20 protein-coding genes and 1 pseudogene are annotated in these 26,861 nt (G+C 36.0%); 16 read left to right on the top strand and 5 right to left on the bottom strand.

The window, feature by feature from the left end:
• The first annotated feature begins 1,195 nt into the window (after nucleotides 1-1,195).
• From F6K18_RS27885 to F6K18_RS27905, 5 genes are all read left to right on the top strand, one after another.
• Nucleotides 1,196-2,017 carry a PD-(D/E)XK nuclease family protein gene (locus F6K18_RS27885; RefSeq protein ID WP_287525645.1) on the top strand — a complete coding sequence of 274 codons (822 nt, stop codon included), beginning with the start codon at nucleotides 1,196-1,198 and terminating at the stop codon, nucleotides 2,015-2,017.
• 652 nt (nucleotides 2,018-2,669) lie between these two features.
• On the top strand, nucleotides 2,670-3,866 hold the full coding sequence (locus F6K18_RS27890) for an ATP-binding protein (RefSeq protein ID WP_287525647.1): 1,197 nt from the start codon (nucleotides 2,670-2,672) through the stop codon (nucleotides 3,864-3,866).
• 404 nt (nucleotides 3,867-4,270) lie between these two features.
• A complete protein-coding gene (locus F6K18_RS27895) occupies nucleotides 4,271-4,453 on the top strand; it encodes a hypothetical protein (RefSeq protein ID WP_287525649.1) in 183 nt (60 codons plus the stop codon).
• Nucleotides 4,454-5,105: 652 nt separating this feature from the next.
• Nucleotides 5,106-7,487: a single-stranded-DNA-specific exonuclease RecJ gene (gene recJ, locus F6K18_RS27900; RefSeq protein ID WP_287525651.1), complete on the top strand. Its 2,382-nt coding sequence runs from the start codon at nucleotides 5,106-5,108 to the stop codon at nucleotides 7,485-7,487.
• Nucleotides 7,488-7,680: 193 nt separating this feature from the next.
• Complete coding sequence (locus tag F6K18_RS27905) at nucleotides 7,681-7,860, top strand: hypothetical protein (protein ID WP_287525652.1); 180 nt, start codon at nucleotides 7,681-7,683, stop codon at nucleotides 7,858-7,860.
• Nucleotides 7,861-8,043: 183 nt separating this feature from the next.
• Here the strand turns inward: F6K18_RS27905 and F6K18_RS27910 are convergent, their stop codons facing one another.
• Nucleotides 8,044-8,229: a hypothetical protein gene (locus F6K18_RS27910; RefSeq protein ID WP_287525653.1), complete on the bottom strand. Its 186-nt coding sequence runs from the start codon at nucleotides 8,227-8,229 to the stop codon at nucleotides 8,044-8,046.
• A 49-nt stretch (nucleotides 8,230-8,278) separates the two neighbouring features.
• On the opposite strand from F6K18_RS27910, the gene F6K18_RS27915 reads away from it, so the two are divergent.
• Both F6K18_RS27915 and F6K18_RS27920 read left to right on the top strand, forming a co-directional pair.
• Nucleotides 8,279-10,543, top strand: a complete 2,265-nt coding sequence (locus F6K18_RS27915; RefSeq protein ID WP_287525654.1) for a serine/threonine phosphatase — start codon at nucleotides 8,279-8,281, stop codon at nucleotides 10,541-10,543.
• Nucleotides 10,544-11,237: 694 nt separating this feature from the next.
• The gene (locus tag F6K18_RS27920) at nucleotides 11,238-12,458 is read left to right on the top strand and encodes an FHA domain-containing serine/threonine-protein kinase (RefSeq protein WP_287525655.1); all 1,221 of its coding nucleotides are present in this window, start codon (nucleotides 11,238-11,240) and stop codon (nucleotides 12,456-12,458) included.
• A 936-nt stretch (nucleotides 12,459-13,394) separates the two neighbouring features.
• Here the strand turns inward: F6K18_RS27920 and F6K18_RS27925 are convergent.
• From F6K18_RS27925 to F6K18_RS27935, 3 genes and pseudogenes are all read right to left on the bottom strand, one after another.
• Entirely contained in the window at nucleotides 13,395-13,613 is a 219-nt protein-coding gene (locus F6K18_RS27925) for a DUF4327 family protein (protein ID WP_124144506.1), read from the bottom strand.
• A gap of 1,048 nt (nucleotides 13,614-14,661) precedes the next feature.
• Nucleotides 14,662-15,903 (bottom strand): serine hydrolase, encoded by a 1,242-nt coding sequence (locus F6K18_RS27930; RefSeq protein ID WP_287525656.1) that lies wholly within the window; start codon nucleotides 15,901-15,903, stop codon nucleotides 14,662-14,664.
• A 479-nt stretch (nucleotides 15,904-16,382) separates the two neighbouring features.
• Nucleotides 16,383-16,679 (bottom strand): annotated as a pseudogene (locus F6K18_RS27935) (serine/threonine protein kinase); the annotation flags it as partial.
• A 724-nt stretch (nucleotides 16,680-17,403) separates the two neighbouring features.
• On the opposite strand from F6K18_RS27935, the gene F6K18_RS27940 reads away from it, so the two are divergent.
• The 6 genes from F6K18_RS27940 (at nucleotide 17,404) to F6K18_RS27965 (ending at nucleotide 23,771) form a co-directional block, all read left to right on the top strand.
• Nucleotides 17,404-17,646: a hypothetical protein gene (locus tag F6K18_RS27940; protein WP_287525657.1), complete on the top strand. Its 243-nt coding sequence runs from the start codon at nucleotides 17,404-17,406 to the stop codon at nucleotides 17,644-17,646.
• A gap of 253 nt (nucleotides 17,647-17,899) precedes the next feature.
• Nucleotides 17,900-18,235, top strand: a complete 336-nt coding sequence (locus tag F6K18_RS27945) for a transposase (RefSeq protein WP_287525658.1) — start codon at nucleotides 17,900-17,902, stop codon at nucleotides 18,233-18,235.
• A gap of 505 nt (nucleotides 18,236-18,740) precedes the next feature.
• Nucleotides 18,741-19,055: a VOC family protein gene (locus F6K18_RS27950; protein ID WP_287277183.1), complete on the top strand. Its 315-nt coding sequence runs from the start codon at nucleotides 18,741-18,743 to the stop codon at nucleotides 19,053-19,055.
• 1,121 nt (nucleotides 19,056-20,176) lie between these two features.
• On the top strand, nucleotides 20,177-20,515 hold the full coding sequence (locus tag F6K18_RS27955) for a cation:proton antiporter subunit C (RefSeq protein ID WP_124143293.1): 339 nt from the start codon (nucleotides 20,177-20,179) through the stop codon (nucleotides 20,513-20,515).
• Between the two features lie 368 nt (nucleotides 20,516-20,883).
• The gene (locus F6K18_RS27960; RefSeq protein WP_287525660.1) at nucleotides 20,884-22,320 is read left to right on the top strand and encodes a cation:proton antiporter; all 1,437 of its coding nucleotides are present in this window, start codon (nucleotides 20,884-20,886) and stop codon (nucleotides 22,318-22,320) included.
• Complete coding sequence (locus tag F6K18_RS27965) at nucleotides 22,317-23,771, top strand: cation:proton antiporter (RefSeq protein WP_287525661.1); 1,455 nt, start codon at nucleotides 22,317-22,319, stop codon at nucleotides 23,769-23,771. Before F6K18_RS27960 ends, F6K18_RS27965 begins: the two co-directional genes overlap by 4 nt.
• A gap of 121 nt (nucleotides 23,772-23,892) precedes the next feature.
• On the opposite strand, the gene F6K18_RS27970 is transcribed toward F6K18_RS27965, so the two are convergent.
• Entirely contained in the window at nucleotides 23,893-24,156 is a 264-nt protein-coding gene (locus F6K18_RS27970; RefSeq protein ID WP_287525663.1) for a hypothetical protein, read from the bottom strand.
• Nucleotides 24,157-24,174: 18 nt separating this feature from the next.
• Between F6K18_RS27970 and F6K18_RS27975 the strand changes: the two genes are divergently transcribed.
• The 3 genes from F6K18_RS27975 to F6K18_RS27985 are packed head-to-tail and all read left to right on the top strand — an operon-like array spanning nucleotide 24,175 to nucleotide 26,791.
• Complete coding sequence (locus tag F6K18_RS27975; RefSeq protein ID WP_287525664.1) at nucleotides 24,175-24,789, top strand: hypothetical protein; 615 nt, start codon at nucleotides 24,175-24,177, stop codon at nucleotides 24,787-24,789.
• Nucleotides 24,790-24,831: 42 nt separating this feature from the next.
• Entirely contained in the window at nucleotides 24,832-26,040 is a 1,209-nt protein-coding gene (locus F6K18_RS27980) for a BtaA family protein (RefSeq protein ID WP_287525665.1), read from the top strand.
• Between the two features lie 10 nt (nucleotides 26,041-26,050).
• Complete coding sequence (locus F6K18_RS27985) at nucleotides 26,051-26,791, top strand: class I SAM-dependent methyltransferase (RefSeq protein ID WP_287525666.1); 741 nt, start codon at nucleotides 26,051-26,053, stop codon at nucleotides 26,789-26,791.
• The last annotated feature ends 70 nt before the right edge of the window (nucleotides 26,792-26,861 follow it).

A 26,861-nucleotide genomic window follows, 5' to 3' on the forward strand; every position in this document is an offset into this window, starting at 1 on the left:
GCCACATCAAAGGTAGGGTAGCACTTAAAGTAGAACAAGATAAAAAATAACTTGTATGAAGCTTGTAGCAATCGCGCTTTTCTTCCTCCTCCCAGAGCTCGGAGTCTTGGTTTTTGGCAAAAGAGCGATCGCTTCCAATTCAAGTTGGACACAAAAAGCTTGTAATAATTCATCGAATACCTTACGGTTTAGTCCAGTCAATGCCCGCACTGAGGCGGTCTTCTTTTAGCACCCGATTCATATCTAACATTGTCCCATTTCAAACACCCTACTAACTCTATACTTTACCTTATAAAGCGACAAGTCTAATAATTAAAAAAGCACTCACCACTCAGCAAGATCATTTTTCTAAAGTTTATCAGGGGATTTCAACCCCTCCTAAACAATCCTGCGCAATAGTTGCAGGGGACTTTGACCCAGAGATCTAAAAGCTGATAGCTAGTGCCGCTACGCGGAAGTTAAAAGTCTAGTATTTAAAAGTCAATCATTTTTGATTTGTAATTGTTTTAGGATTTTGTAACTGGTCAGTTATTTCCGCTATCCTGCACTAGTTGATATAGCAATTACCAAGAACCGTGAGGTACAAAATTCGTTTGTTTTAGACATCTCCAGAAAAGAGGGAATAGGGAGTAGGGAGTAGGGGGAAATAATTGATGATTTATGTATGATAATTGATTTTATTTTTGATTATTGGAGATGTCTTTTAGGCAACAGCTCATCTGGCAATAGGCAACAGGCAATAGTTAAGTAAAGATAAGAGTGTACCTCACTCTTACTGAGAAACGCTATATCATCTCCAGATAATTAATAGATATAGTCATTCCAGTTAAGATTGAGACAAGGGTTTCTTACCTTGAAAGAGTTTCAGCTAAAAAAGTGTTCCAGTTTTATTCAGAATGACTATATCTTCAGAAAATAAACTTGCCCTTTGTTTAACATCAGCTAGAGTTGTAAAATTCACTTCCCTAAATCATTCTTCGTACCTTTTTCCTAAAAATCTCTTCCCTGTTGTCAGATGAGCTGTTGCCTACTATGCGCAAAAAGTCTATATCTTTTTCACGCCTATGTCTAATGACAAAAAAACTTTCTCCTCTTTATACCTGAAAACTTTCTATTCTTTCTTCCTAATTCCTAATTTCTAACTCCTGACTTCTGACTCCTTCCTATAACTATTCAACCGGACATAATATTACTAATGGCAAAATATAGACTCTCTCAACAACACCTGAATCTACTTACAACTTGCCCCCGTAAATTTCAACATCTCTATCTTGATAATCTGAGCGTACCAACAACACCAGCACAACAAGAAAGACTAAATTGGGGTAGTCAGTTTCACTTATTAATGCAGCAAAGAGAACTAGGATTACCAATAGAATCTTTAATGTTAGAAAATCAAGAAATGCAGTACTGTTTTGAAATTTTTTTTCAAGCAGCACCAGAAATATTAAATCCTGAAACTCAAGATAATATAATTTTACGTCAAGCTGAACATAGTCTTAGTATTAATTTTAATGATTATATATTGACGGTTATTTACGATTTATTGATTGCCGATATTCAACAAGCACAAATCTTTGATTGGAAAACTTATAGCTTTCCTCAAAATCAAACAAAGTTAGCTCAAAATTGGCAAACACGCTTATATCTTTACACTCTAGTTGAAACTAGCAAATATTTGCCAGATGCAGTTTCGATGACCTATTGGTTTATCGAACCAAAAAGTCAAAAGTTACCTGCTAAACTAAAATTTTCTTATAATCAACAGGCACACAAAAAAACTGAGCGAGATTTAAAGCAAATATTATATCGATTAAATGATTGGTTAAAAAATTATCAGGAAAAGGGTGAAGAATTTCCTCAAGTTCAGAAGATTGAACATTGTCATTCTTGTCAATTTACTACTCGCTGTCAGAATTTTTTAGAAGTTCAGGACAAAGAAGTAGATATTCAGTCTACATTTGCTTCTGCTGACTTAATATTAAGTATAGATAGTATTCCAGAAATATCAATTTAGCTGAAAATTATTGAATTAAATTCTAGGTACAATTCCATAGAAATAATACCAAATCCGGTTATTAAAGACATTTTATAGGATGTAAGATTCAAACCTCTCCTCATCTCCCCTACAACTTGTCTCCCCATCTACATCAAAGGATGCTTTATAAACAGGATTTAGTATGAGCTTAAAAATTGCTCCAGTCACTATAGAAATTATTTTTTGGTAAAATATAATAGTTATTACTATATTTAGTCAGACACTCGCTGTATAGCTCTAATTTTGAATTTGGTATAAAATAAGTAAAAAAGAAAGCAATGCTTCTGGAGAAGTTTAACATTTAATAGAAAAAAAAGACTTTATTATTATCTCAAAATCAAAAAGTTTGTGTGTAAGTGATACCTAAGTCATACTCATTGTAACTTATTGCAGCTTTTGTCAATTGAATGAGAGATTGGGTGAAAATTTGGGACTTTAGGAAAAAGGGCTTGAACAGAGAGTAATAGTTAAAGTTTACTCCTTTGTAGTTCACCTTAAGTCAACACAAAAAGCATCATTCGATGTATAAGATACTTCACTCCACCTGCATAAGAAGCTTGATAATATTTATGATTATTTATTATCAGTAATTTATAAATTTAAAAGTAATCGGCTTATTAGTTAAAATATTATGTCATCAAAAATACTTGTTGTAGATGATGAGCCTGATTTTGAATCGCTGATCGTCCGTAACTTTAGAAAAAAAATCAAACAAAAAGAACTAGAGTTTATTTTTGCTAGAAATGGTGTAGAAGCATTAGAAATATTGTCAGAAGAATTGAAGATAGATATCGTATTAACTGATATTAATATGCCTTTAATGGATGGATTAACTTTATTAGATAATATTCAAGATAAATATCCTGATATTAAAGCAGTAATTATTTCTGCTTATGACGATATGGAAAAAATCAGGTCGGCAATGAATAGAGGTGCTTTTGATTTCTTGACTAAACCTATAGATTTTGAAGATTTAGAAATTACGATCAAAAAAACATTAGAAAATGTTAGACAACTCAAAGAAAATAAACGTTTAAAACAAGAAAAAGATGAAGCACAAGCAGCAAACCGAGCAAAAAGTGTGTTTCTAGCAAATATGAGTCATGAATTACGAACACCATTAAACGCGATTATTGGCTATAGTGAAATTTTATTAGAAGATGCTCGGGATTTAGGTTATGAAGACTTTGTTCACGACCTTGATAATATTCATACTGCGGGAAGACATTTATTAACAATAATAAATGATATTCTCGACCTTTCAAAAATTGAAGCAGGTAAAATGGATGTCCACTTGGAAAGTTTCAAGATAATGGCATTAATTGAAAATGTCGTAGCTACTATTCAACCATTAATTGAGCAAAATAGTAATACATTAGAAATTATCTGCGAAGATCATCAGGAATTAATAGTAGCTGACCCTAATAAAATGCGCCAAGTGATTTTAAATCTTCTGAGCAATGCAGCGAAGTTTACAGAAAATGGCAACATTAGTTTGAAGGTTAAAATTATTAGCAATGATGAAGATTGTACTGTTCAAAGTGAGGAATTGACCCCTAAGAAAATGTTGATTTTAAGTGTTGCTGATACTGGTATAGGTATATCAGAAAATCAAATGAATGTTTTATTTAAACCATTTACTCAAGCTGATAATTCAACTACACGGAAATATGGAGGTACTGGTTTGGGTTTAGTTATTAGTCGTCACTTTTGTAAAATGATGGGTGGGGATATTGGTGTAGTGAGTGAAGTTAATAAAGGTTCAATATTTACTGTCAAAGTTCCTTTTATCAAAGAACAATTTATCGACGAAGAATTATTTTATTGAAGGTAAGCATTCAGCCGTCAGCTATCAGCTTATTGCCTTGAGAGCAGAAATTAGTATTAAAAAATTCAAGGAGAATTATAAAGTATTGGAAAAAAACTGACCTTGACCTTAGCAACATTATCTATGAAACAGCTAAAAGCTGACCGCTAATAGCTGTTTGCGCAGCATTCCGCAGGAAATGCTTACGATTGAAGAAGGTTTTTGGTTGTAGGTTTTAGGGAGTAGATATTAGGTGAAAATGGTGGGATTTTTTACGCAATAGAAGGTGATAAGTTTTAGGTAGTAGGTAGTAGGTGAAAACCGTGGGTTTTTTACGCAATTTCATTAAACAATTACAAATCAATACTTTTGACTTTTAACTTCCGCGTAGCGGCAGTAGTAACGATAAATTAAATTTATTAAATATGCCTGAAACAAGAAATTATTGGAAAATTTATGTCTCCGATAATCCCCCTAATTCATTTCTTGAGATTGTCAAAAATTATGCACCAAAATTATCAGTAAAATATCTACCACAATTATTATGGCAGCGTGGAATCAAAAATACTCAAAAATTAGCAGGTTTTTGGGAGACACAACAAGATTAACCCACCCTTGAAGAAGGTGATAGATTTTAGGTAAAAACAGTGTTTTTTTTACTAAATAGGAAATGCTGACAATACAAGTAATTATGCAATCTCCCGATCCACCAATATATGTAGCAAATATCAGGGCTATTTCATCTAATTATTTGTAAGCATTTCCTGCGGAATGCTGCGCAAACAGCCATTAGCGGTCAGCTTTCCTCCTCCGGAGGAACTACGTTAACAGGAATTAGTAGTTTGAGGATTAACAAACCTATTTTGTACTTTTAATTCTATTAAGTCTTTTAACTCTGACTCCTCCTTAAAGGGCAATTAAATTAATAGTTGATAGCTGATACCAATTTGATAAATCTTTGTTACAAATAGTTAGGTTATTTCTTAGGAGTCAGGAGTCAGGAGTCAGGAGTCAGAATGAATGTATTCAATAACAGTTTTGAGTTAGGATATTCTCTTTTTTTGTCAAAAAGACATCTCCTCTAAAGTCTTTATATTGCACCTATTATTCGTAACATTCTTTTTTCAAAACCGTATGATAGTTGACACCTGAATGCTTACAATTATTTATATTGACTTTTTTCAGCTACAGCCTAATATCTACCACCTAATACCTGAAAAATAACCGCAGCATAGTGACGATAAATTAAATTTATTAAAGATGTCTGAAACCAGAAAATATTGGCAAATTTATGCCTCCGATAATCCCCCTAATTCATTTGTTGAAATTGTCAAAAATTATGCACCAAAATTATCCGTAAAATATCTACCACAATTATTATGGCAGCGTGGAATTAAAGATACTCAAAAATTAGCAGGTTTTTTAGACCCAAAACAATATCAACCCACTAACCCCTTTGAATTTGGCATCGAAATCAACAAAGCTGTAGAAAGAATTATTGATGCTAAAAACAATCAAGAAAAAATTGCTATCTGGGGAGACTTTGATGCTGATGGCATTACCTCAACATCTGTACTTTGGGATGGATTAGGAGAATTTTTTCAGAAAAATCATCAATTAACTTATTACATTCCTAACAGATTTACAGAATCTCATGGTTTAAATATTGCTGGTATTCAACAGTTAGCAAAAGCAAATCATAGTTTAATAATAACCTGCGATACAGGTAGTACAAATATTGCCGAAATAGAATATGCAAATAATCTAGGAATAGATATAATTGTCACCGATCATCACACCCTTCCACCTCAACGTCCGCCCTTATTAGCTATTATTAATCCTCGTAATTTATCCCCATCTCATCCCCTATATAATCTCTCCGGAGTTGGAGTAGCTTATAAATTAATAGAAGCACTTTATTTAACTCATCCAGAAATACCTAAACTACCCTTAAAAGAATTATTAGACTTAGTAGCTATTGGTTTAATTGCCGACCTAGTTCAACTAACAGGAGAAACTCGGTATTTAGCACAAATAGGAATTGAAAAATTAAGAACACAACTCCACAAAACCACCAGACCAGGAGTCGCCAAACTATTAGAATTATGTAAAAAAACAGGCGATCGCCCCACAGATATTTCCTTTGGTATTGGCCCTCGGATTAATGCTGTCAGTAGAATCATCGGAGATGCCAGCTTTTGTGTAGAATTACTCACCAGTCGTGACCCCCAATATTGCCAAAAACTAGCCATAGAAACAGAACTGGCCAACTCCAGGCGCAAATCCCTACAAAAAGAAGTAGTTCGAGACGTTGCCCAAAAATTGACCAAACTAGACCTTTCTACCACTAACGTCATAGTTCTCACAGACCCTCAATGGCCTGTAGGTGTGTTAGGATTAGTAGCAGGTCAAATAGCTCAAGAATACAACCGTCCCACTATTTTGTTGACTGAGGAAACTGAGGCGGTCAAAAGCTCTGAGGAACCATTATTAGCTCGTGGTTCCGCTCGTTCCTTTGGTCAAATAGACCTATACCAGTTAGTTAAACATCAAGAACATTTGTTGCATCGGTTTGGAGGCCATCCTTTTGCTGCTGGTCTAAGTCTGCCAGTAGAAAATATCCCCATATTTACAGATGCTATTAATCAATTATTAGGACAAACATTAGGAACGACCGTTAACCAGACTTCAACAATAGAAGTAGATTTAATTGTGACTGTCTCTGAGTTGGGTAGAGATTTATTTCAAGAACTTAAACTTTTAGAACCCTGTGGTATGGGCAACCCTGTTCCTAAACTTTTGGTCCAAAATTGTTGGTTTAGTAATGTTTGGCACAGAAATCAAAAAGATTTAAACGGAAAAAAAGTTCAATATATCAAAACAGATTTTGAAATTTGGGATGAATCTGTGGAGGAGGGGTTCCCTGGTGTTTGGTGGGGTCATTATAAAGATGAAATTCCCGAAGAAAAATGTGATGCTTTGGTAGAGCTAGACTTCAATGCTTATAAAAAACGTTATGAAGTCAGACTTATGAGAGTACAACCATGCCTCCAAAATACTCAGTTCCAAACATCAAACCTTGTAGATTGGATATGGGACTGGCGTAATAGTCAGAGAATCGGTAATCTAGAAGAAATAAGAATTAATAGCCAAAAAGATTTTATTCTTCTCAAAGAATGTCCCACTAGCTGGAACGATTTACGAGTCTGGTTTCGGCGAGCAATAAATCAACAAAAGAAATTAGCGATCGCCTACTCACAACCTCCTATTGTCCCTCCGACAGATATCTGGCAACAACTTTTGGGTATTTCTAAATATCTCAGTCGTACAGCTAAACCTGTCACCCGTTATCAACTCCTAAAAAAATTAGGTATTGGTGATACTACTCTCAAATTAGGTTTTCAAGTATTACAATATTTATGTTTTAATGTCAAGTATAAAGACCAAGCATTTTACATAACTCAAAATCAAATCAAAAACCAAAAATCAGAAACTCAATCCCAAATAATCGGAAAATTCCTAGCAGCAATATCAGAAGAACAATTTCGGCAAAAATACTTCTGTGAAGTACCATTAAAAACAATAGAAGCGATCGCAGCTCAGACAATCTTAGAAGATACTACGATCTCTATTCCCTTTTAGTGCCGCTACGCGGAAGTCAAAAGTCAGCGGAAGTCAAAACTCAAAAGTCAAAAGCGAGTGTGTAATTCTGAGGGGACCTCAGAATGTAAGACACACTCAAGACAGTCAAAAGTATTGATTGGTAAAGCTCTTAGGATTTTGTAACTGGTTAGTTATTTCTGCCATCCTGCAATAGTGGACTGACACACATTAGATGTGGAGATGGGGAGATGGGGAGATGGGGAGATGGGGAGATGGGGAGATGGGGGGAGTGTGGGGGCAAAAAATTTATCTACAGTTCTCAAAAAAATGTATTTTTCAATACACTTTTCTCCTAAAAAAGTCGCCCCAATACCAATACATAACTCGTATATTTTGTCAATTTTTATGTTAAGAAAGATGTTTATAAAGCATAGCCTCTTAAGGGGATAATAAAGAAAATTTTCATTATTAGTCAATCCTCTTTTTTTCAAGGAGAGGTAATTATTAATTATTAATTAGGGCTTGCTGATTAAATCTAAAAGCATTGACATATAAAGATTTTAGCCTTTTTGGGTTTGAAAAAAGTGCCTGGTTTTCAGCTCTTGATGCTCATGCATGGAGCGTATTTTAGGCACATAGTTGGGCAGAACAATCTTGGGACAATTTTTCCGACTACCTCCTCGCTCATTCCCATTTCTCCCCTCCTGGGAGGGGGAGGGGCGAGGGGTGGGTTGTCTCCTGTCTCCTGTCTCCTCCCCCTACTAAAAGACTTTTTCAGCAAACCCTAATTATTCATTATTCATTATTAATTGTTGAATTAACCCCCTATTATGCTCATCTGTCCCGAATGTGAGTTTGAAAACCCGAACCAGAATAAATTCTGTGAAAAATGTGGTACATCCCTAACCCACAAAAATTGTCATCAATGTGGAACACAAGTGTACTTGAGCGTTCGACAATGTCACAACTGTGGTGCTGATATAGCTCAAGTCTGGAAGGCAATTATAATTACTCAAGCAGAAGCTCTTCTCCCCAACTCACCTGAAATTAATCTCAAGGAAATGGGGCAAGAAGAAGTAATCAGCGGAGCAAGTCCCCTGGCCAAAGATTCGGCGGACTCAGCAGCAGATGTGATTATAGAAGAAGCAGAAGAAATTTTAGAATCCTCCGAACTTTTGGAGGCGAAAATAGAAGTCGATCTACAACCTGCTGCCGAAGTAGAATCAGAAGATACTTTACCAGAAACAATAACTGAAGCTGACGATCCATGCCAACTCTTAGAAGAGTTAGATAACTCTGAATCAATTACCGCAGACATTCTCAGTCCAATGTCTGAAGCAGCAAACACAGAGAATAAATTATCCTCAAACCCAAATGATGATCTAGAAAATTCCTCCACTGCATCAGAAAAATATTTAGATTCCCAACAGCGCTACCAACTATTGGAAACTATACCACCAAAAAACCAAGGTGAAATGGTAGTAGTGCAAGTATTAGACTGTAACCCACTAGAAGAAACCCCCCTCAAAGCTTGGTTGCGAACTAACTCCGGTAATTTTAGACCGCCCACTTCTACCTCTCAAGAGAATGAATTATCGGGTTACCAAAATCAAGAAAGTCAATTCCCTACCTCAAACCAAAAGGGAGAAACAACGGAGATAGAAGCTTTGATTATTCCCACAATTGCTCAACCATACTTAGCATTATATTCCCAACTACCTCAACACTTTCCTACCATTCAGGATAGTTGGCGATCGCAAAACGAAGAAATATTACTTGTGGCAGACCACAGTAGTTTGCCATTATTAGTAAACCTTTGGGGAAGCGAAAACCTTTCCCAAGTACAAATTCTATCCTGGTTGCAACAAATGACCGAACTTTGGGTAGCTCTGGCATCATGGCATTGTTGCCAAAGTATACTGGAATATGAAAATTTGCGGGTAAGTCAAACAGACAATAATTATATCAAATTGCAACGTCTGTACTCAAAACCTGGCGAGAGTGAAAATCTCCAAGATTTAATGAAATTCTGGCAATCGTTATTTGAGCAATCTCAACGGACACAGTTTGGTTGGGTAACAGCTTTAATGCAAGATTGGCGGGATGGTAAAATACAAACTATTGAAAAATTGCGATCGTATCTCATGACTACTGAAGATAACTTACAACCCCAACCACCTCCTACATCAGCACCTACAGTTTTGCAAACTGATGATGCTTCCCCACAGGTAGTAGAAAATATAGAAACTCAAGACACTGAACTTTTACCAATACAGTTGGTAAATTTGGAAAGTTCCGGAAAAAGTGATGTAGGCAGTCAAAGAGACCATAATGAAGATTCTTTTGGAATTCAAACTCAGATAGAAAACCAAGAAACACCCACCGAAAAAATTATTCAAGCTAAAGGACTTTATGTGCTCTGCGATGGTATGGGAGGACACGCTAGCGGAGAAATAGCGAGTCAAGTAGCAGTAGACACGATTAAACAATACTTTAAAGTTGAAAGTAGTTGGTCAGTAGGTTTGCCCTCCGAGGAAACAATTCGCGAGGCAGTAATACAGGCAAATAAAGTAATCTACGATATTAATCAACAAGAAGTCCGCTCTGGCAGTAGTCGGATGGGTACTACTTTAGTGATGGCAATGGTTTACGATACAAAAGTAGCTGTAGCTCATGTGGGTGATAGTCGTTTGTATCGTCTTTCTCGTCAGGGAGGTTTAGAGCAGATCACTCTAGACCATGAAGTAGGACAGAGAGAAATTAATCGTGGAGTTGAACCAGAAATAGCTTATGGTCGCCCTGATGCTTATCAATTAACTCAAGCTTTAGGACCGCGAGATGAAAATTTTGTCAGACCAGATGTGCAATTTTTCGAGCTTGATGAGGATAGTCTAATAATCCTGGCATCTGATGGTTTAACAGATAATGATTTTCTGGAAAATAATTGGAAAAATCTCCTGGAACCTCTTTTAAACAAACAAGCTAATTTAGAGTTGGGTGTAAACCAGTTAATTGATTTGGCAAATCAGTATAATGGTCACGATAATATTACAGCAATTGTGATTCGTGCTTTAGTGAAGCCACAAAAAAATTAGCAATACCGTTTCACGCTTAGTCAAAAGTCAGAAGTCAAAAGTGATATTTTAATTAATTAAAACCTTTATTATACAGTAATTTCAGCTTATTAGTTTACTTAATCAGTTACCGAAAAATTCGGTCTAAAGCCTCCCCTTATTAAGGGGATAAAAAAAGATAATATTCCTGATGTCAAGCCTTGTGCTTTCCTACGGAATGCTGCGCAAACAGCTAGAGGTACTGATAACTGATAACTGAAATAACCAACTATTTGTGACATTAGAGTTGTTGGGAATTAAGCTAAAAAAATGGCTAAAACCCTTATTGGTCAAAGTTTATAGCGTTTTTCAGTCCTAGAATCATGAAAACCTTATAGAATAAGCTTTTGAGCATTGTTCAATTGTTATTTCCCAACAACTCTATTTTTTAAGTGAATTGGTATAGCAGTCGAAACAAAGGGCGCGGACATTTATAAAGGCTCAAACTCAGTCAGGGATTACTTTTAACTTTGAACTTTGAACTTTTGACTTTCGACTTTTGTCTTGCGCGGATCGCTATATAAGTTATGCTTTTATAGCGCTACGCATTAAGGTTAAGACATTTCTAAACCCTGTTTCCTGAAGGATTCCGCACCGAAAACCCTTTAACAGTTTACTATTCCCTATTCCCTAGCGCGTAGCGCTATACAAAAAACTTGAAGTTCAAACATAGATTGTGATTAGGTTAACCCTCCTAGACCCTCAAAAAAATACTCCTTTAAAAAATTGGGACTTTCAGAGTGAATCAATAATTAAGATTGGTCGCTCTCCTGATAATCAGGTTGTTTTATCTGATAGTTTAGTTTCACGATATCATCTGGAGCTACACAAAATACCAAAGTCCCAATCTGGAAATATTTGGCGATTAGTCAGTCAAGGTACAAATGGAACTTTTGTGAATGGAGTTTTGATGTCTCAGGGAATTATTTCTGATGGTTTCCTGATTCAGTTAGCCAGAGGTGGCCCTATTTTAAAGTTTCAGATTCAAGTTCCATCTGTTGCTAATGCTCCTCAACAATGTTGTTCTCGAGCTAGTGATAACCCACCAGGAAACTTATTTTGTATTTATTGTGGAAAACCTATTACAGTTGAACGCAGCATCCGTCAGTATCAGGTGTTACGAATATTGGGTCAAGGTGGCATGGGTACTACCTATTTAGCTTGGGATCGTGATCGCAATAACTTACAGGTAGGCGCTTCTCCTGCTGCTGCTTTGGTGGTCTTAAAAGAAATGAATGCTGATATGGCTCAGATCTGCAAAGCTCAAGAATTATTTGAACGAGAAGCTAGAGCTTTGAAATCATTAAATCATTCAGGAATTCCTAAGTTTTTTGACTTTTTTGTTGAAGAAGACAAAAAATATTTGGCTATGGAGATGATTCACGGTCAGGATTTGGAAAAACGTATTTCTTTACAAGGACCGGTGTTACCAAAACAGGCAACTGAGTGGATGATTCAGACTTGCGAGGTTCTAGAATATATTCACTCACAAGATCCTCCACTGATTCACCGGGATATTAAACCTGCTAATCTTCTAGTGCGTCGTCGCGATAATCAGATAATAGTTCTAGATTTTGGGGCAGTCAAAGAGATTGGCACGCCTTTGGGTACGCGGATCGGCGCAGAAGGTTACAGTGCCCCCGAACAAGACCGCGGGCAACCTTTGACTCAATCCGATCTATATGCAGTGGGTGCAACTTCGATCTTTTTGTTGACTGCTCAAAGTCCGATGCACTTCTATGATAATCGTGGTAATGGTTATCGGTTTTATGTGGAAAATGTTCCCACTATTACACCACAACTAAGAAAGGTAATTGAAAAAGTTACCCAACCATTGCCTGGCGATCGCTATCAAACTGCTCTAGAGCTAGCAGATGCTTTAAAAGATTGCCTTTGAAGCACATCATCAATATTGGAATATCTCAATCTCACTATGTATAAGGGTTTTTGAGTTATTGGTAGAGATATAGCGCTACGTGCAAGTCAGAAGCAATCCCTGACGCTCGTTTGAGTATTTATAATTGCCCTAATCTATTTGTGTAGTGCTATATTACAAAAAAACTTCTGAAAAAAAACAAATGTATTTAGATGTTTACTCAATGAACCTACTCAGAGTTAAGCTCAAAGAATTGACTGAGTTTGTTTGGTAAGTTGACAAGCTAAAGTTGTACTCAACCACATGGTACGCGCTTAAAAGTGAGCAATTATGTTCATGGGATTGAAACTCCGCGGGATCTATCCGCGTGGATTTTTAAGAGTCACAAACTTGCCATACTAAAGTCACTTCAAATGTAACCCTTAATGACATAAGTAAGGATTCCTCTAGTTTGTCCGGGGTAAACCCATTCAGGTTGCTTTTTATTCCTCACATTATAGCAAAAATATTCAAAATTTGCAATGTGCATGATTAATGGTTAAAATCATTACCCTAGTTTCCATCCAGCCGTTGATAGCGTAGCTCAGACCTAGGAAGCAACTTACTAGTTTCCCACTTACCGAAAGTTTATGATGAACTTAACTTGAGATGAGTCGTTCTGACATTAAACAACTAGCAGATTTTTTTTCTAATAAATCCTAATAAACCTGTATTCAGTTATTTAGTTATTAGTTTTAAAATTGCTTTGGTATCAATTTAGTTTCCTGATTACAGCCTTAGAAACCAAAAAGTTTTGTTTTATTTTTGTTTGATTTTGTAGTGCGATCGCCTAATTATTCTATACTTTCAGTCTTATTGCCTAGATGTTGGGGCTAATCGACTACATTCTACCAATTTCTATCGCTTAAACTCCAGAATTATTCACCCTAATCAGTCTTATTTGATTAGGAAATTAGACTAATCTTCTTCCCACACCTCTACAACCAAAATTTCACCTATTGGATCTTGCATAGAAAAATCAAAGTCTTGAAGTTGCTTTTTCCAATAAGGCCACTTATCCCCAAAAAGTAGGGCTATTTTCCAGATACTATCTGTTGGCTTGATTATATTAGATTCTACGAGGGAATTCACCTGACGCTGGAATTTTTCCATCTGGTGTATAACCTTTTGGCTCATAATACCTCTTAATTTTTTTAAATTCTTCTAGAAATTAACTCCCCGATTCTCACTTTTACCGATTCGTGGATTTTTTGTGCTTTTGGGTAAGTTACTTTCTAAATTTATAGTTTAACATACCTACTTTTGACAAGGTATTATAAGTAAAACTAAATAATTAAAAATCAATAGTGAGATTTTTTTATTAAAGTCAGTTCTTACAAGTTTTTATACTTGAAAAAAAGTAAGTAATATGATATTAACTATAACTTTTATTATTGGATTTTTTTATAAAATGTAACATAAAATTATATATATATTCAGATAAATTTAGCCATATATGCTATCTCCTTATCTCCCCATCAATCACCAAACATTAAAAAAGCAGTCAGCGGTCAGTAATCAGCAATCAAGCAGATTTTTTTTGAGACACCCTCGTTTGCGGATCATTGCGGAACGGAAAGGAGATTTCAATTCCTCTGAAGGCCATTCGACTTATCGGAAGCCGGGGATTTTTACCCAGAGCTACTAAAAGCTGAAGCGTTTCAGCGCTAAAAGCTGATAGTTAGTTCAGTATTTTCAAGCCTCAGGCTTCAACGATCGGCACTGAAGTCCGCAATTCCTCTGATAAGAGGCCAGCGTAGTTCTGACCTTAGAAGGCTAACTGTTAGCGTAGCTCCGACCACAGGAGGCTAACTGAAATGATGTCATTGTATCTGTATACAATGAGACAAATTAGCTTACTTATAGCGGTTTTCACAAAGGTAAACTACAGAAAAATATAAGTATGTTTGAAGTTTGATAAGTTACAAACTTGATAGCTGTATTCTATGTTAATGAAAACCGCTATAAATTAGACATCTCCAATAATAAAAACAGGACTTACGCACGCATACAAAAATATATACCATTTGTAGGGGTTAACGGCCGTTAACCCCTACTATCTGTAGTGGTTATGGGTAAGTCCGGAAAAAATAAAATCAATCATTCCACTGTTATTCATCAATTCTTTCTGCCTGCTCCCTGCTCCCTGCTACCTACTCCCTACTCCCTCTTTTGCTGGAGATGTCTATTGTCCATTCAATGCCATCATGCGATCGTAAACATGACGAGACAGTTTGGGGAATATTTCCTCATCTCTGGCATAAGCAATATCTTCTGCAAAGATCGCCAGAATATAAATAGCCTTATCATCCAAAGTTCTCACAAATGCTACATCCATACGATGTTTGCTAGTGAAACCAACTTTAGAACCAAAATAAATCTTGGTAGGTAAAGATTCGCCGAGAAAACCTTTGATTCCATTGTAGGGGTCATTTTGCCATACTTCAGGTCTTAAATCTCTAGTTAACAAATAAGCCATTCTTGTGCTATATTGCCGTGAAACTGCCTGCCTGGTATATATTTCATACATTAGTCTGGCAGCTTGATCGGTGGAAATCAAATTTCTGAGAAACTTACCATCTTTCTTTCGTAGTTGGCGATCGCGACCGACTGGACCTTCTTGACTAGGAGAATATCGAGGATAATTTTTTGTACTAACTATTAAATTTTTATAACCTGCTTTATGAAAAAAATTGTTAACGGATTTTCTTTTGTCTAACCACTTTTCTAAATCTTTCCCTTCTAATTTACTCCCCGATTTAGTATCAGTAATTGCATCTAAAATTTTACTAGCAGAATCGTTATGAGATTTCTGCATCATTGCTCTCAAGTCTTCATGAAACTTAGATTCATCTTCAATTAAACCTTTTTTTACTGCCCCATAAAATGCAGCCATCCAAAATAATTTAGATACACTAGCAGGATACCTCACTTCTTGGCTTTGATATCCAGCAAATGTATGAACATCTTGGCTTCTAACATCTATTAAACTAATAGATAAAGGTTCTGTTGGTAGCCCTTTTTCTTCAGAAATTTTAACCAATTCATCAACTATTTCCTGTAGTTGAGGATTATAACGTAGAGGGGGTTGTCTACGAACATTGTAGGCAAATCCTAAGTCTTCTGGAGTTTGTTGAGGAACTGGGCGTACATAGGGTGGTACGAGAGTAGGTGATACTGAAGTTTGAGGAGTAGGTTGAGGGGTCTGTGAAGCTGTGCGACCTCTGAAAGGTAGGGTAATAACCCAGCTCGCGGTCATTAATATGGCGACTAATATGAGGATATTTTTATATTTTAACTGGGGTAATATTAGTTTTGTATTTTTAGTTTTAACTAGCCGACGTATTTTTACTGGACGTCGCTTGGCTACCCGATATGGTGGACGGACTCGATGAAATGTTTGGGGTGGTAACTTTTCTGCGTGCATTTGAATAATAAGAAATATAAGTAGTGGACTGAGACAGCTAAAATTGTGCCTGGCGACGGATTGTTAAATACTTTTCACAGCTTAATATTTTAGCCGTAATGGCGCACTCTATAATAATGAACTATTTTAGCTGTGTCATGGCAGTAGTAATAATTTTATTGGTTTTCAGGACTTTACTATAAATAGTGCTAAATTTTCAACTATGGCTGGGAAATTAATTTCAAGGCCATTAGTTATGATGGGGAAACAAGACAGTAAATTAGATTAATTTAATACCTGTTTTCGCAGGATTATTGACCAATCTGGCATTAATTTGATACTTGAAATTCAGGATGATTAAGGATACTGAAAAATTTTTAAAAATTAGATTTTTTAGGATTAGCAAATACCGCTGTTGCTGAAGATGATTTTATGAACCGCCAATGTCAAGGTTCGTAACTTATCCCTTGGGAATTATTTACAGGAAATGACATTTCAAATCCATCTACCCATTCTTGTCCTAGATAAAATTTTCCGTTTTCTGTAAAGTATGCGTATAATCGAGGAATCTGATGATTTGTTTCACCTAGTTCCTCTAAAATTGCTGCTTCTCTTTGAAATCTGTCTTGTAGGATTTGATAAATTTGAGGATTATTTACTATGGGTTTAAGTTGTTTAATCACAGAGAGATGACCGGAGAGTATTTGAGTATCTTGGGCAAGAAATGTTTCGCCAAATCCTCCACTTGCTAATGTTTTGATGATGCGATAACGGTTATTTAAAATCGTTTTGTCCATATACCCGTAATATTTGGGTTGTGAATAAAATATTTTTGAATTAGGGAACAGGAATAATAATTTCAGAGTTTTTATGTATTTTTAAAGATATTAAATTCAGAACTTACAGATGAGGTACGAAAAACTAGAATTTCAGATGGCTTTCCGTTCCGGAATACTCCGCAAATCCTATCAGTCGCAATGACAAAAATAGGTTGTACTGCGTAAGCCCTAAAATTAAAAAAATCTGAAACTATGGCCATTCATTGATTGATACCTTATTTGCCTAAAAAATCTTTCCTGTCTAAATTTGAGGCTATTCAATCGCACTATTTTGTATAGTAAAATTTATCAAAAATCATGCTACCCTTGGAAGGTCATCATTTCAATTATCAGTTATCAGTTATACAAATTCCCATGCATTAATGCTTAACTGAGGTAACACTTCAGTTATTAAGTAATTAAAAAGGGCACATGGAACCTTTTTGCTAATTAGCAGCCAAGTTAATATTAATTATTATTATTATATTTACTTCTCCCTCACTCCTCTATTCCCCTACTCCCCCACTCCCCTACTCAATAAAATGTAGAAAGGTTTTTGAGAAATGGTATTACAGCAGTTTCCGAAGTTATGAGGTACACTTAGAAATAGGAATTTGATGATATAGCTATGAAGTCATATCCAATAGAACTGCGAGAAAAAATAGTTGATGCACACTTGAAACAAAAAATATCAATTCGTTAGGTGGCTATCACATTTTCTGTTGCTAAAAGCTTAGTGCAAAAACTGGTAAAACAACACAAAACAGATGGAAATTTAGAACCATTAAAACCTGGGAAACCAAGATTTAGTCATCTGACAAATGCAGATTTAGATTTAAAAAAACTGGTATCAGAATATCCAGATGCAACTCTAGAAGAATTATGTGAATTATTTGGACTAAAAACAGGAAATTGGGTAAGTCGTACTGCCATGTTTCGAGCTTGACAAAAACTGGGGTTAAGCCGTAAAAAAAACATTACGTAGTAGCCAAGATGGGACAGAAAAAGTACAAAAATTCAGGGCAGAATATTGGGAAAAGGTGAAACTTCTAGACCAAGAAAATTTAGTATTTATAGATGAAACAGGAGTAATACTCGGTTTAAGTAGAACTCATGCATGCTCATAAGAGGGGACTAGAGTATATGAAACAAAGCCATTTTATCGAGGTTAAAAAGTTACAGTAATTGGTGCAATAAGTATGAAAGAAAAAGCATTCAAAGTATTTATTGAACATTTTTTACTGCCAGAGTTATGGCCAGGGACAGTAGTTGTAATGGATAATTTACCTGCACATAAACTAGCATCAATTGAACCACTGATAGAATCTGTAGGAGCTAAAGTTCTAAATTTATCTCCATACTCTCCAGATTTTAATCCCATTGAATTATGGTGGTCACAATTGAAATCTTTTTTACGGAGTTTTTCTCCAACTACAGCAGAAATGGTTGATAGAATAATCTCTGTGGCAATTAACTTAATGAATCCTCAACATTTAAAAAACTGGTTTGCTAAGTGCTGCTACTGTACCTCATAACAACGGAAAGCGCTGTATCAGTACCGACCGCTGAAACCAGAGGCTTGAAATACTGAAATTTATTCTTTTAATCTCCTTAAAAGGGGAGGTTTAAGACCTTATTTTTTGGTCAAAATAACAGAGGTTAGTAAACAATCAAATTACGTAAATAAATAGTATTTAGAAATCTGAAATTTAAGTATAGCAAAATTTTTAATAATTGGTATAAGTCCTACTACCAAAACTATTCAGAAAATGGAAATATTTTGCCAGGTTTTTATGAGTAGTTGACAATTATATATTAAATTTGTTTTAATAAAAAAAGTATACATTTAATTATTAAGAATTCTTTATATGCCTCAAGCAAATTACTCCATAAATCTAAGATAACCTGGTTGGTCTAGATGCTGGTGTCAAATACCAAGAGACAAACTCTAGACCAACCTTTGGAAGTTATAATGGATTCCATCATGTCGAAATCTGGGTCTGTAACGCTGATCAAGCAGCATTTTATTACTAAACACACATGGGTTTCCAACCAATTGCCTATAAGGGTTTGGAAACTGGCGATCGTGAATACACTTCCCACGTTTTGCATGCAGGTCAAGTCACCCTTGTTCTTACATCTCCGTTAAACCCAGGAGAGACAAAAATCAATCAGTTTTTAACCCAATATGGCGATGCAGTTTATGATGTAGCTTTTAGTGTAGAAAATGCTCAAGCAACTTATGAATATGCAATTGCACAAGGAGCAAAGAGTGTTTCTCTGCCTAGAGCTTTCAAAGATGAGGAAGCTATCGGTTTCTGTAGATGTTATGCAGGAGTTAGATATAGTCATTGATTTCGATGAAAAAGGTTACATTCTGCAAATTTCTACTCGCCCGTTGCAAGCTCGTCCTACTTGATTTTTTGAGTTTATGCAACGCAACAATTATAATGGCTTTGGTGCAGGTAACTTTAAGTCTTTGTTTGGGGCAATTGAAGCACAACACAAATTACGTGGAACACTATTTATGATCTGATTTAGTGTTAGTTAAAGGCAACAGCTCATCTGGCAATAGGGAAAGCATATGATGGAGACGGACAGTCTGAAAACACTTAAGGTGTTTTTAGTAATCAGGAGCAATCAAATCTATCCTTTTAGTCAAATAGATCTTAAAATAATTTAACAGCATAGCTTTGCTGTATTTATAACATTCTTTTTTCAAACTGGTATTAGTTAAAGAAATATTATATGTAAAATTTTTCAATCACTCTTAATTATTAATAAAATTCTTAATTTCACCCTTGGTATCAGAACTAATTCTAATCAGAAGAGGAAAGTTATGGCCAACCAGTAAACTCAGGTTTTTTCTCAATGCGTCAAGTTGTAGAAGCTAGCTGAGAAAATTTCTAATTTATTGAATTGATTAATACTAATCTGGCCACTTTTAACCAAGGACAACAAAAACAATAGTTTTTTTCTGAAGCACTCCAAGCATAATTAATGCTTCATCCAACCAGCAATCAGAACTCATATTCAACGTCTCTTCTCTTCTGACCCAATTTCATGTTTAATAATGTATAGCATATTGGTAGCTAATTTAGTACAGCTTAATCTTAATCCTAGTTAAGCAATTCGCTGAACATCTAAGAACTCTGTACTTCATTAAGTCCAAACTGCTATGAATTTTAGATCATTTGAAAATAAAATATAGTAGCTAGCCAGGGAAATAGAAATGAATTTATGTATTGACCAAAGAAGAGGCGACTTTAACCTGAGGTTTTCTCATCTATTTTGGGCAATTGTAAAATATGCTCATGTTAAGTCAATTTAGTCAGTTGATTTAAACTGGCGTAAGTCTTTGATTATTGGCAAAATTCATTCTTATACTACCTTAATTTATGGATATTTATCCTTAATTTTTTGTGATTTAAAAATTAATTTTCTGCAAAAAAATAACAATTAATTAGTTAATTTTCATGTTAGAAGCTTGTATATTTTCAACCATATTATGTGGATTTTTCGGCATCATTTTTAAGAAAAATCTGGTGATGAAAATCATCTCAATGGATATTATGAGTACGGGAGTTATTGCCTATTATGTGCTAATAGCATCCCTAGATGGTTTGTTTACACCAATTGCCGACGAAACCAAAAATGTTGCTTATTCCGACCCCGTTCCCCAGGCAGTTATCTTAACAGCAATTGTAATTGGTTTTTCAATTCAAGCTTTGATGTTGGTGGGTGTGATGAAGTTGGCAAAAGATAATCCCACTTTGGAAACTAGCGCAATCGAAGAAAATAACACACCATCATGACCAAAAAATTAGGTCTCAAGTCTCCCCTTTTAAGGATGAAAAGCGGTCGATCTTCGGAGCTTCCCGGAGGGTGGGATGGCGCCATTCGGAGCGGGTCTGCAAGAACGGGTCTCCTCGCCATATCCATAAGACTAAGAGCAAAGTAAACTTCAGTATTTTGGTGCCTCATACTTTATACCAATTCACTCAAAAAATGTCACAAATAGTTGCTAACTGATGAAGTCAAATAATAAACTGAAATTACTGTAGAGTAGAGTTTTTAAGTTCCATTAATATCACTTCTGACTTCTGACTTTTGACTTCTGACTTTAGTGAAACGGTATTAGCGGTCGGTACTGATAACTGATAACTGATAACTGATAACTGAAATGACCAATATTACGATCGCCTGGATGGCATTACCATTTTTTATTGGGTTTGTTATTTATTTACTACCCAAACTAGACCGCTTTCTCGCACTGGGAATAGCATTAGTTTCAGCTAACTATGCCTTGGCAATATTTTCAACCCAATCACTGTTAAATATACAGTTATTAGATAATTTTGGTGTAACTTTAACCATCGACCAACTAAGCGCCTTTTTTATCATCACTAATGCTATAGTAACCGTCGTAGTTATTATTTACAGTTGGAGTAGCAAAAAAACAGCTTTTTTCTATATGCAAGTAGTGATTCTGCATGGTAGCGTCAACTCTGCTTTTATCTGTGCAGATTTTATCAGTTTGTATGTAGCATTAGAAGTAATCAGTATTGCTGCGTTTCTTCTCATTACCTATTCGCGTACAGATAGATCGATTTGGGTAGGATTGCGCTATCTGTTTGTCAGTAATACGGCAATGCTGTTTTATCTAGTGGGAGCGGTACTGGTATATAAGGCACATCATTCCTTTAGTTTTATGGGTTTGCGTGGTTCGCCTCCTGAAGCGCTCGCTCTGATATTTCTAGGATTATTAGTTAAGGGAGGTATCTTTGTCTCAGGATTGTGGTTGCCTTTAACCCACTCCGAATCACAGAGTCAAGTATCAGCAACGTTATCAGGAGTTGTGGTCAAATCTGGTGTGTTTCCCCTAGTACGTTGTGCCCTACTGTTAGAGGAGATCGATCCAATTGTGAGAATTTTTGGTGTGACTACGGCCTTATTAGGAGTAGGTTATGCCATTGTGGAAAAAGATACCAAGCGTACCCTAGCATTTAGCACCATTTCTCAATTGGGTTTTATCATGGCCGCGCCAGAAGTAGGAGGGTTTTATGCCTTGACTCACGGATTGGTGAAATCAGCACTTTTTCTCATATCAGGTATTTTGCCCAGTCGTAATTTTAAGGAGTTGCGAGACAAACCCCTCAATAACTCAATCTGGATAGCTTTAGCGATCGCTAGTTTTTCCATTTCTGGTTTTCCCCTATTGTCGGGTTTTGGAGCTAAGATATTGACCTCCAAGAATTTATTACCTTGGCAGGTTGTGGCAATGAATGTTGCGACAGTAGGAACAACAATTATATTTGCCAAATTTATCTTTCTCCCCCACCAAAAGAGCGAAGAAAAAGGTAAAGTATCATCTGGGTTTTGGTGGGCAATGGTAATTTTACTCGGTGGATTGATTGTAGCAAATGCTGTTTATTACCAAGCTTATACCTTAAGTAATATACTGAAACCTCTAGTAACTATTAGTATTGGTTGGTTGGCATATCTTTTGATTTTTAGGAAGTTAATTCTGAAATTCCCTCGTGGGGTCGAGAAATTCGATCATTTGATTGGGGTAATGAGTCTAATGTTGATTATCGTTTTCTGGATGGTGCAGATATGACCAATATTACTATCCTCTGGATGGCATTACCCTTTTTTACTGGTTTCATTATCTATCTATTACCGAAACTAGACCGCTTTATCGCACTAGGGATAGCATTGGTTTCGACTAACTATGCCTTGGCGATATTTGTAGAACAGTCTCCTTTGAACATACAGTTGGTCGATAATTTTGGTGTAACTTTAATCATCGACCAACTGAGTGGCTTTTTTATCATCACTAATGCTATAGTAACACTCGCAGTTATTTTTTACTGTTGGAGTAGCGAAAAAACTGCTTTTTTCTATATGCAAATAGTGATTCTCCATGGTAGCGTTAATGGTATTTTTATCTGTGCAGACTTTATTAGTGTGTATGTAGCATTAGAAGTAATCGGTATTGCTGCGTTTCTTCTCATTACCTATCCCCGTACAGATAGATCGATTTGGGTAGGATTACGCTATCTGTTTGTCAGTAATACGGCAATGCTGTTTTATCTGGTGGGAGCGGTACTGGTATATAAGGCACATCATTCCTTTTATTTTGCTGGTTTGCGTGGTTCGCCTCCTGAAGCGATCGCCCTCATATTTTTGGGATTATTGTCCAAGGGTGGTATCTTTGTCTCAGGGTTATGGTTGCCTTTAACCCACTCCGAATCACAGAGTCCTGTATCAGCAATGTTATCAGGAGTTGTGGTTAAAGCTGGAGTCTTTCCTCTAGTACGTTGTGCGCTAATGTTAGAGGAAATCGATCCGATCGTGAGATTTTTTGGTGTGAGTACAGCACTTTTAGGTGTGGGTTATGCTGTATTTGAAAAAGATACTAAACGGATGCTGGCATTTCATACCATTTCACAGTTAGGTTTTGTGCTTGCTGCGCCAGTAGTAGCTGGTTTCTATGCTTTTACCCACGGTTTAGTTAAATCTGCTCTGTTTTTAATTGCAGGGGTTTTACCAAGCCGTAATTTTAAAGAATTACATCATCAACCCATCGATAATCAGATTTGGGTAGCTTTAGTTATTGCTAGTTTCTCTATCTCTGGTTTCCCACTATTATCTGGTTTTGGGGCAAAAGTGTTAACTTCTAAAAATCTATTACCCTGGCAAGTTGTTGGGATGAACATTGCCGCTGTGGGAACAGCTATTTCCTTTGCGAAATTCATCTTTCTTCCTCACCAGAAAAACGAGGAAAAAATCAAAGTAAAACTGGGTTTTTGGTGGGCAATGACAGTCTTGCTCGGCGGATTAATTGTGGCAAATGCTGTTTATTATGAAGCTTACACCCTCAAGAATATAATCAAACCACTGGTAAGTATAGCTATTGGTTGGCTAGCATATCTATTGATTTTTAAGAAGTTGGCGATTAAATTCCCCCGTGTGGTCGAAGAATTCGACCATCTGATTGGGTTTATGAGCTTCATGTTAATTTTACTTTTCTGGATAGTATGGACGCAATCGGGTTTTTCAATATAGTATTACGACTGACAATATGGTTTTTACCCTAATTTTCAAATATGTCGATTGAGAACTGTCATATCAAATCCGGTAGCATCGGTATAATTAGATAGTTAATCTAGGAGTAAGTCCTCAGGAGTCAGGAGGGAAGAGAATGCGCGAAATATTTGCACATTTGCGCTGAGGATGAATTTTTTTTGGCGTTGGTGATTTGAGGTATGATATCATGTCCAGATAAGAGCGCGAACAAAAAACTTTCTCTTCTACTACTCTTTCTTCTTATTTCTTCCCTCCTGACTCGGTCCTCCTGACTCCTGACTCCTAAAAAATTAAGATTAGTATCATACACGTGCTTCAGCAACGCCATTTTTTTTATACCGAACCCTAGCGGATTTGATATCATACGATAACTAAGGTAAGTATGAGTAACAAAATGAATGCAATATTGTCTCACATAAGTCCAGGTGATGTCATTGCTTTTTCAGGTAATGGACTAGATGCCAAAATTATTCGATGGTTTACCAGGAGTCCCTATAGTCATGTTGCTATTGTATTAGAGACTGAATATCTAAATAAACAGCGAAAGGATATTCTCATTGCAGAATCGACAGCTTACACAGTATTACCAGATTTTAAAGAACAGAAGCGCTTAAAGGGAGTTCAAGTTCATTGGTTAAGCAATTGGCTTGATATCTATAAAACTTGTGGACAAGCATGGTGGTTTCCTTTGCAAAAAAAGTTGTCCTATGATAGGATTGCTCAAATGCAATCATGGCTCTGGCATCTTAATGATCGTCATACTCCTTATGCTTTTTGTAAGAGTATAGGTTCTTGGTTAGCACAGAATAAATATTTTAATGCAGAAACCAAGGATAAATTACCTAGTGCTTCGGCAGGTTTTTTTTGTTCTGAACTTGTTGCTGAAGCTCTACAAATAGCTGGGATGATTGACCCCAAACTTAATCCTGCGGCGCACACCCCCAAAGATTTAATGAATATTGAATGTTTTCAAGAACCAATGCTGATTTTACCATAAATTCATTCAATTATTCTGTATAATTAAATTAGGTAATAACAAATGACTTTGATTCCAAAAATTGACAATTGGTTAGATTTAGGGTTTCATTATGTACATCGAAATAATCTAGTTTATGTAACTTGTTGGGAAGACCCTAGACTAGACAGAGTAGCTATGAATTTGACCAAAGATGATACAGTTTTGGTCTTGACTTCAGGAGGATGTAATGCTATTGAATATGCACTGGTTTATCCAGTGCATATTTATGCAGTTGATGTTAACCCTCGACAAAATGCCTTACTTGAACTAAAAATAGCTGGGATTCGAGAACTTGATTATTCTAGCTTTTTTCAACTTTTTGGCGAAGGACATTTATCTAACTTTAAAGAGGTTTATCAGCAAAAACTTCGTGGTTATTTATCTCCTTTTGCTCAACAATATTGGGATAATCATGGAGCGAGACTTTTTGCAGGTAAGCGTTCTTTTTTCTTTCATGGTACAACAGGTATCTTTGCTCAATTGATTAATTTCTACATCGATCGTGTTGTGCAACTTCGAGATGAAATCAATGCACTGCTTAAAGCTCAAACTCTTGAAGAGCAACGTCAGATATATTATGATGAAAAGCTTAACGATAGGTTTTGGAAAAAATTTATCCGTCAGATTATGGATAGTAACTTGACGCTGTGGATGTTAGGTGTTCCTCCTCAACAACGACAACAAATGGAGCGCTACCTGAAAAATGGAGTGTCGGGATTTGTAGAAGATTGTTGTCAGCAAGTTTTTAGCGAAATTCCGATCTGGGATAATTACTTCTGGCGAGTTTTTCTGGAAGGCAAGTATACACCAAATTGTTGCCCAGAATATTTGAAACCGGAAAATTTTCAATTACTCAAAGCGGGATTAGTTGATCGCATCTCAGTTCATACAGATACAATAGCTCAATTTTTAGAGCGTAATCATGATATTCAGATTTCTCATTTCGTTTTACTCGATCATATGGACTGGCTGAGTAATTATGAATATGCAGAGCTAAAACGAGAATGGCAAGCTATTGTCGATCGTTCTCAGAAAAAGTCGCGTATTTTATTTCGGAGTGGTGGTTTTGAAGTAGAATATGTCGATCCTATCTGTGTTTCTACCCAAGGTCAGGAGTATAATTTAGGTGAACTGCTGCAATACCAAAAGGATTTAGCAAAACAACTCCATCAAAAAGATCGAGTCCGTACTTATGGCAGTTTTTATATTGCTGATCTAGTCACAGCTTAAGGAGGTAAGGGTGTCATTTTTTAGCGATTTTGCTCAAGACCTGAATATATTATACCATTTAGTTAAACCTATTCAAGGTAGTAATCATCAGGAAAGACTAGAAAGTTTTTATGGAGGTCAAGCTCAGGGTTATGACAAGTTTCGCAAACGTCTGCTACAAGGGAGAGAAGACCTGTATCAATCCCTGATTCAATATCCGGGAGATATTTGGGTCGATCTAGGAGGTGGTACCGGAGCTAATCTTGAGTCAATAGGCGATAAATTAAGCAAATTTCAGAAGTTCTACATTGTAGATCTATGCCCTTCTTTATTGGAAATAGCACAGGAGCGAATTATTACCAATGGATGGTCTAACGTTGAGACTGTGGAAGCTGATGTTACCCAATTTACCCCACCAGAACAGATGGTTGATATTGTAACATTTTCCTACTCATTAACAATGATTCCAGATTGGTTTGCAGCTATAGATCGAGCCTACAGTTTACTAAAGCATGATGGAATTATTGGAGTTGTTGATTTTTATGTTTCTCGTAAATATCCAATAACACAATGGTCTTCCCACTCCTGGTTATCTCGTCATTTTTGGCCTGCTTGGTTTGGCAGAGATAATGTCTTTTTATCTGCTGAACACGCTCCTTATCTTCATTACCGTTTTGAAAGTATTCAATTTATTGAAAGGATGTCAACTATTCCTTTTTTACCTGGGATAAAAGTACCTTATTATCTGTTTATTGGGCGAAAAAAATCATAACAATAATTCAGGTTTGAAAATTATGGGATTTATTGACGTTCTCCTGTGCTTAAAGGCAAATGGTTTTATT

This window comes from Okeania sp. SIO2C2, from assembly GCF_010692625.1.
GTDB classification, from domain to species: domain Bacteria; phylum Cyanobacteriota; class Cyanobacteriia; order Cyanobacteriales; family Microcoleaceae; genus Okeania; species Okeania hirsuta.

Bases quoted from the DNA above. Each gene is read 5' to 3' on its own strand.
- F6K18_RS27960 (WP_287525660.1), top strand. From the start codon at position 20,884: ATGACCAATATTACGATCGCCTGGATGGCATTACCATTTTTTATTGGG.
- F6K18_RS27975 (WP_287525664.1), top strand. From the start codon at position 24,175: ATGAGTAACAAAATGAATGCAATATTGTCTCACATAAGTCCAGGTGAT.
- F6K18_RS27895 (WP_287525649.1), top strand. From the start codon at position 4,271: ATGCCTGAAACAAGAAATTATTGGAAAATTTATGTCTCCGATAATCCC.
- F6K18_RS27945 (WP_287525658.1), top strand. From the start codon at position 17,900: ATGAAAGAAAAAGCATTCAAAGTATTTATTGAACATTTTTTACTGCCA.
- F6K18_RS27955 (WP_124143293.1), top strand. From the start codon at position 20,177: ATGTTAGAAGCTTGTATATTTTCAACCATATTATGTGGATTTTTCGGC.
- F6K18_RS27890 (WP_287525647.1), top strand. From the start codon at position 2,670: ATGTCATCAAAAATACTTGTTGTAGATGATGAGCCTGATTTTGAATCG.
- F6K18_RS27970 (WP_287525663.1), bottom strand. From the start codon at position 24,156: ATGATATCAAATCCGCTAGGGTTCGGTATAAAAAAAATGGCGTTGCTG.
- F6K18_RS27980 (WP_287525665.1), top strand. From the start codon at position 24,832: ATGACTTTGATTCCAAAAATTGACAATTGGTTAGATTTAGGGTTTCAT.
- F6K18_RS27915 (WP_287525654.1), top strand. From the start codon at position 8,279: ATGCTCATCTGTCCCGAATGTGAGTTTGAAAACCCGAACCAGAATAAA.
- F6K18_RS27950 (WP_287277183.1), top strand. From the start codon at position 18,741: ATGGGTTTCCAACCAATTGCCTATAAGGGTTTGGAAACTGGCGATCGT.
- F6K18_RS27930 (WP_287525656.1), bottom strand. From the start codon at position 15,903: ATGCACGCAGAAAAGTTACCACCCCAAACATTTCATCGAGTCCGTCCA.
- recJ (WP_287525651.1), top strand. From the start codon at position 5,106: ATGTCTGAAACCAGAAAATATTGGCAAATTTATGCCTCCGATAATCCC.
- F6K18_RS27965 (WP_287525661.1), top strand. From the start codon at position 22,317: ATGACCAATATTACTATCCTCTGGATGGCATTACCCTTTTTTACTGGT.
- F6K18_RS27905 (WP_287525652.1), top strand. From the start codon at position 7,681: ATGTGGAGATGGGGAGATGGGGAGATGGGGAGATGGGGAGATGGGGAG.
- F6K18_RS27885 (WP_287525645.1), top strand. From the start codon at position 1,196: ATGGCAAAATATAGACTCTCTCAACAACACCTGAATCTACTTACAACT.
- F6K18_RS27925 (WP_124144506.1), bottom strand. From the start codon at position 13,613: ATGAGCCAAAAGGTTATACACCAGATGGAAAAATTCCAGCGTCAGGTG.